This window comes from Mammaliicoccus sp. J-M40, assembly GCF_022386395.1.
Lineage (GTDB): Bacteria > Bacillota > Bacilli > Staphylococcales > Staphylococcaceae > Mammaliicoccus > Mammaliicoccus lentus.
The window spans coordinates 1-6,026 of record NZ_JAJNIQ010000023.1; the positions used below are offsets into that span (position 1 = coordinate 1).

At 30.8% G+C, this 6,026-nt stretch carries 7 protein-coding genes; 1 reads left to right on the plus strand and 6 read right to left on the minus strand.

Annotated elements, in window-relative coordinates; all coding sequences use genetic code 11:
- Positions 1-261 precede the first annotated feature (261 nt).
- The 3 genes from LQ688_RS13730 to LQ688_RS13740 form a co-directional block, all read right to left on the minus strand.
- Positions 262-669, minus strand: coding sequence for an Rrf2 family transcriptional regulator (locus tag LQ688_RS13730; RefSeq protein WP_064205371.1), 408 nt, complete (start codon positions 667-669; stop codon positions 262-264).
- A 70-nt stretch (positions 670-739) separates the two neighbouring features.
- Complete coding sequence (locus tag LQ688_RS13735) at positions 740-1,369, minus strand: NAD(P)-dependent oxidoreductase (RefSeq protein WP_239704194.1); 630 nt, start codon at positions 1,367-1,369, stop codon at positions 740-742.
- A gap of 180 nt (positions 1,370-1,549) precedes the next feature.
- On the minus strand, positions 1,550-1,918 hold the full coding sequence (locus LQ688_RS13740) for an aggregation-promoting factor C-terminal-like domain-containing protein (RefSeq protein WP_017000663.1): 369 nt from the start codon (positions 1,916-1,918) through the stop codon (positions 1,550-1,552).
- A gap of 226 nt (positions 1,919-2,144) precedes the next feature.
- On the opposite strand from LQ688_RS13740, the gene LQ688_RS13745 reads away from it, so the two are divergent.
- On the plus strand, positions 2,145-2,705 hold the full coding sequence (locus LQ688_RS13745; RefSeq protein ID WP_239704193.1) for a GNAT family N-acetyltransferase: 561 nt from the start codon (positions 2,145-2,147) through the stop codon (positions 2,703-2,705).
- Positions 2,706-2,801: 96 nt separating this feature from the next.
- Here the strand turns inward: LQ688_RS13745 and LQ688_RS13750 are convergent, their stop codons facing one another.
- From LQ688_RS13750 to LQ688_RS13760, 3 genes are all read right to left on the minus strand, one after another.
- Positions 2,802-3,464, minus strand: a complete 663-nt coding sequence (locus LQ688_RS13750) for a YIP1 family protein (RefSeq protein WP_017000665.1) — start codon at positions 3,462-3,464, stop codon at positions 2,802-2,804.
- Between the two features lie 107 nt (positions 3,465-3,571).
- Positions 3,572-4,345, minus strand: coding sequence for a sugar phosphate isomerase/epimerase family protein (locus tag LQ688_RS13755; RefSeq protein ID WP_103268739.1), 774 nt, complete (start codon positions 4,343-4,345; stop codon positions 3,572-3,574).
- A gap of 34 nt (positions 4,346-4,379) precedes the next feature.
- Positions 4,380-5,705 carry an MFS transporter gene (locus LQ688_RS13760; protein WP_103268736.1) on the minus strand — a complete coding sequence of 442 codons (1,326 nt, stop codon included), beginning with the start codon at positions 5,703-5,705 and terminating at the stop codon, positions 4,380-4,382.
- Positions 5,706-6,026 lie beyond the last annotated feature (321 nt).

Sequence of the window (6,026 nt, forward strand, 5' to 3'; positions counted from 1 at the left end):
CACCTCTACAATATTTTCTTAGTCGATTACATTGTACTAAAGTGAGCTATATTTGGCTCTTTTTTTATTACACAATTATATGGACATATTCGAAAATACAGAGCTAACGTGCTTGTTTGGAAAATCTAGCCTGTTAGAAAATCTAACGAGCTAGACAAAAATAACTAGCCCGTTAGAATTTGAGACTATTCTTCTCTTTACTCATATATAAAGCTCCTTTCAAATTAGACACTATATGTGTAAACTTTGAAAGGAGCTTCTTTATCGACTTAATATTTGTTTGGATAAGTCATCTATAGTTGTTTGATTGAGTTCTTTAATAATTTTTGAATCCACTTCACTGTATATATTATCTAAAGTAGATTGAATGTTTTTACCGACGACACATTTAGGGTTTGTATCTTGATGTATTTTTAGGAAATGTTCTTCTTCTTGTATAAGTTGGTATACATCACCTAAAGTTATTTTATTTGCTGGTTTAGATAATTGATAACCTGACTTACCTTGTTGGCTTTCAATAAGTTTACCGTTTCTCAAATATTTGCATATTTTTCTTACAAGTGTTGGATTACTATTTATGCTACTTGCTAAATATTTACTTGAAAGGGGCTCTTCATTAATAGATAGCAAAGACAGTATATGAATACCAACTGAAATTTGAGTGTTCACGCTTTATCACCTCTTAGATTCATATTCATTATAACTATGAGGCTTAATAAAAGCGAGAGGGCTGAGGCATTTATTTTGATAAAACTGAAATTCTTTCTTGAATATGGTCGCCTTTAACAGCTTCATCTACCATTGCGATAGCAAAATCTGTGTAACTAATTTTACTTTCACCATTATCATTTAAAGTAAATTTTTCTCCAGCTAAAATATATGTTCCAGTTCTTTCTCCGTCCGCAATAAATTCAGCAGCGGGGCTAACAAATGTCCAGCGTACGTCATTTCTTTTACGCAAGTCATCTAACACTTTACCTTGAGCTATAGAAAGTGGTTTATATGATTCAGGGAAATCAGGGGTGTTATATAGTTGTGTTTCTAATTTATCATCCACATACAAACTACCAGCACCGCCTATAATAATTAATCTTGTATCAGTATTTGATAGTAATTTATTTAAATGGTGAACAGAATCTTGATGTAAATGTAATTTATCTTCACGTACTTCACCAAAAGCATCAATTATAACATCGAATGGCTTTAAATCTTCTGACGTTAAATCAAACAAATCTTTAATAATAGATTTTTCAGCAACAGTTTTATTTTTGTTACGTACTATAGCTGTAACGTCTAAACCTCTATTAATAGCTTCTTTAGTAATAAGTTGTCCTGCTTTTCCATTAGCTGCTACGATACCTATTTTCATATTAATAACCTCACTTGTATTTATTTTAGATACAAGTTGAGTGTAGAACTATCATCTGAAAATGTCAAAAATAAAACTTTTAAAATGCGATAGGCATTAAAAAACTCCCAATCTGTTAGATTTCACATCTAGATTGGGAGTTTTTATTATTTATATTTGAAAATGCTTATGATTTAAATTTTACCACCAGTTATTTGCTTGACGGAATGCAATTGCTGCTTCTACAGAGCCATAACGTTCCTTAGCGTAATTGATCATACCTTTAGTTTGCTCAGTAACACTTCCAGTGCCCCAAGATTCTTTAGTTTGACCAAGGCCTCTGTATCCAAGTTCGTTTACAGCATTTGGATTACCACTTGATTCTGGCATTACAATGTTATCCCATAATGCTTTTGTTCCACCAGCTGCGATAAATTCTTTATATACTTCGTTAGTAGATGCTGCTTCTGTTGCTTGAGTTGTTGTATATTCACTTGCATCAGCGTTAGCGCTAAATCCAGCTGTAATAATACTTGCTGCTGCAGTTGATGCGATTAATAATTTTTTCATAGTAAAATATTCCTCCATATGCAATCGATTATTTTTTATCTCTTTCGTAATTACTTAATACACTTTAACATCAATTTTCATCTCATAGGTTACAACGAAATAAAAAGCAAATGTCTTTTATTTCAATCGTATTAAAAAAATGAATGCCATATGACAGTAGATATTTTGGTTTAATTGTATATATTAGATATAATTTTTAGTGAATGATAAAACTGGAGGTTACAAAATGAAAAGAATTAAGTTGAAGATGTTCAGAGATAATTTAGAAAATATCCCACAATTTGATTTACCTGAAGGCTATTCAATCAGAAAATTTAGAGAAGGCGATGAAATAGAGTGGGCAAAAATAGAAACTGCTGCTGAAGAATTTAAAACAGTCGAGGATGCACTCAAAAGATTCGATAAAGAATTCGGCTTTAATATAGAAGAAATGAAACATAGATGTCTTTTCATAGAGAATGAAGATGGAGAAGCAATTGGAACAACATCAGCTTGGTTCGGAGACTTAGATGGAACTGGTGAACAAAAAGGACGAATACATTTTGTTGCAATAAAACCAGAATATCAAGGGAAGAAATTATCTAAACCTTTGTTAACCGTAGCATTGAATACATTAATAAAAGAAAACCATAATAAAGTGTATTTAACAACGCAAACGACAAGTTATCAAGCGATAAATATGTACTTAAACTATGGATTTGAACCTTATGATCCAACTGGAGATGATCGTGAAGGTTGGTCGTTAATGGAAGAAGTATTAAATAGGAAGTTAAATATATTAAATTAAATAAAAGAGTGGGTTAGAAGTTTTATTTTCGTAAAAGGTTTCTATCCCGCTCTAAAAAGTATTGTTACAAAATAAATTGTGAAAGGCTAACACATACTAGACTAAACCTTGAATCGCATTAATAAATGATGCACTGATTAATCCAAAGCCAATAGTTACGATTAAAGCAACAATTGCCCAAATAATAGAAGCTTTTTTAGATAACTTACTTGTCCCATAATACACAGCAAAGATTAAATATGCTGATAATAAACCTGATAAATTAAAAACTGACAAATATTGATTTCCTTTATCAAAAACATTTAGACTGTCAATCTGTGTATCAGGTAACGTTAGTCCAAATAATGCTTGTATACCATAAACAATTATTGAAAAAGCAGTAGTAATAATTAAATATGAAATAGAAGCTGAAAAAATATGAATTGCGCGTGCATCAGATTTCATAATTTTTGAAACAATTAAGAATATTAAAAAGATAATTAATAAGCCAAAAATGACACCACCAACAGTTTGGCCAATTAAAGTCCCTATATCCATTTCATTTTGTTGTTCAATTTGAGATGAATCCAAACCAGCTTTTTTAAGTATCTCAGTATTATCAGTTATATAATTCGTCAAAAGTAAAGATATAAATGACAAAATAGTGAATATAATTAATTTTACAATCCATTTAGGGTTTTCTCTTAACTTACTAAAGTGATTTAAAAGAGGTAAGTCTGATGTTTTTGCACTTGTTTGATTTGCATTAGAATTTTCCATATATGTATAACCTTCCTTTCAAATAATATTTATCAATATAATAACATTAATAACCATTATTTAAAATAACTTAATTGTAAAATAATGGTAAGTGAAAGGGCGGTTAATTAAATATTAAATTCTTTAACAGATGGATGCTCTAAAATATCTTTTAATGAATATTTATAAGGGTTTATTTCAAAAACAACTGGTCCTTGATAATTTTGTTTACTTAAAACATTTATTATATTATTTTGTATAACTGTTCCATCGTTAGGTAGTAAATGTAAATCTGATTTTCCATCATTATCGGATAAATGAATTGATTTAAGTAATCCACCTAATCTGTTTACTGTGTCTTTAAATTCGTCACCTTGAATAGCTAAATGCCCAACATCTAAACAAGCTTTAGTGTTTGTTTTATTTAACACATCTAGCCATTCTTCAATATTAGAAGGTAATATATGCATATAGTTTAGCCCATCAGGTATTTGGTTCTCGAAAAGTAATTCAACATTATTGGCTAGAGAAAAGTCGCTCAATTCTTTTAATCGTTCAATCATTTTCGGATAGACTTTATCCAAATCTTCAGAGGCCATTGCTTGACCTCCATGAATAACAGCATGACTTCCATTATAATATGCTAGTTTCTTCATCCATTTTTTTGTTAATGCTAGCGTATACGCTGCTATCTCATCATATTGTGTAGCTAAATTTAAATCATGAAAAGGTAGATGTAAGCCAATTTGTAAATCACATTCATTTGCATACTTGAAAGCTTGCTCTGCTAAATGATGTTCTGCCCAAATTTCAACACCGTTAAAGCCATGTTCTTTAATTTGCTTTATGTCTTCTAAACTATACTCTTGTCCAATAGACCATAAACTAATCCATTTTTCCACTTGAATAATCTCCTTTGTACGTGACATTTTTCTATTAATTTTCATCATTGATTTCTTCTAATCTCTTACCTTTTGTTTCAGGAGCTAGAAAAATTGTAATTAGGAAACCAGCCAAACCTATTAAAGAAAAGAAGCCTAATGCTACTTGATTGCCCCATAATGCAACAAAGTTTGGGAAAACAAGCACACCTAAAATAGATCCTATACGGCTAACCGATGTAGCAAATCCTGATGCAGTTCCACGTATATTTGTTGGGAATAACTCTGTTGGATATACAAAATTTAAAATACCTCCACCCATATTTGAAAATAAAACTGCTACACTAAATAAAATTACTAAGTACATTAAAGTAGGATTGGGGTTTAACGTCAATATAGTTAAACCTACTGTTAATCCAAAGAATGATGTTATCAGAAGTGGTCTTCGTCCCCATCTATCAACTAAATATGAACCGATAAGCGCGCCGATTAAACCTAAAATACTTACAATAGATGAAGCTATGTATGTTTGATTTAATGTTCCTTCAGTAACTGAAGCTAAAATAGTTGGCGTATACATGGAAATGCCATAATATGCTGTAGCATAACAAAACCAAAAACCACATACGAAAATAGTTCTCTTTCTAAATTTTTCAGTAAATAATTCTTTTACTTTTACCTTTTTATTGACTACAGGTTCTACCTTCACTTTATTACCAGTAAGCTGATAAATAATATTCTGTGCTTCTTCTTCACGGCCTTTAGATGCTAACCAACGTGGTGATTCTGGCAGTCCTATTCTAAAAATAAAGATGATTACAGCAAGTAATCCACCTACTAAAAACATATAACGCCATGCATCATCGCCTAATGGTACTAAAAGCATTCCAGTTATATAAGCGAAAACTGCACCAACAAACCACATCATACCTAAAAAGGTTCCTTGTCGCCCTCGATTATTCGAGGAACTAAATTCTGACACTAACGTGGAAGAAATAGGATAGTCCGCACCTATACCTATACCAAGAAAGAACCGAAATATAATTAAATATAATGCATTAGGTGCTATTGCTGTTAAAACAGCAAATAATACAAAGGCTATTAAATCAACGGTAATCATAGCCTTTCTTCCCAATGTATCCGTTAATTTACCGAGCCATGCAGCACCAATGAAGGAACCGATAATGGCTGAAGCTGTTAATAAACTTTCCTCAATTGGACTAACACTCCATTGTTTAATAATCAATGGCATAGCGACAGCTATAATTGTTAAATCAAATCCATCAAGGAACGTTCCTCCAGCAGAAACAATTTTCACCTTACGCTGAAACTTACTAAGTTTAGCTTGATCTTCAGGATAATCTAGATAATTAAAACTCATATACGTCTCCTTGTTTTCCGTAGTTGTTAAAAACAATTTACCCATAATAAATTTGTGATAACATAATTTACTTATAATATTTTAAAATTATATATTACCATTTAATTTTACAAAGGAACTATTGATTACGTATTAAGTCGGTATTAAAATGCTGTAAACATAAAGTGATATACAGATATACACTAAGGATTGTCTAAAATAGGCTATTTTATCATAACTATGATAATTAAGGTTCTGTTGCAAAGTTGAATTTATAGTATAATTTTAACAAAAAGGAGTCTTCTGTATGAACTATTTCAGATATAAACAATTTAACAAGGA

Coding starts and splice junctions, on each gene's coding strand:
- LQ688_RS13740 (WP_017000663.1), bottom strand. CDS start 1,918: ATGAAAAAATTATTAATCGCATCAACTGCAGCAGCAAGTATTATTACA.
- LQ688_RS13735 (WP_239704194.1), bottom strand. CDS start 1,369: ATGAAAATAGGTATCGTAGCAGCTAATGGAAAAGCAGGACAACTTATT.
- LQ688_RS13745 (WP_239704193.1), top strand. CDS start 2,145: ATGAAAAGAATTAAGTTGAAGATGTTCAGAGATAATTTAGAAAATATC.
- LQ688_RS13760 (WP_103268736.1), bottom strand. CDS start 5,705: ATGAGTTTTAATTATCTAGATTATCCTGAAGATCAAGCTAAACTTAGT.
- LQ688_RS13750 (WP_017000665.1), bottom strand. CDS start 3,464: ATGGAAAATTCTAATGCAAATCAAACAAGTGCAAAAACATCAGACTTA.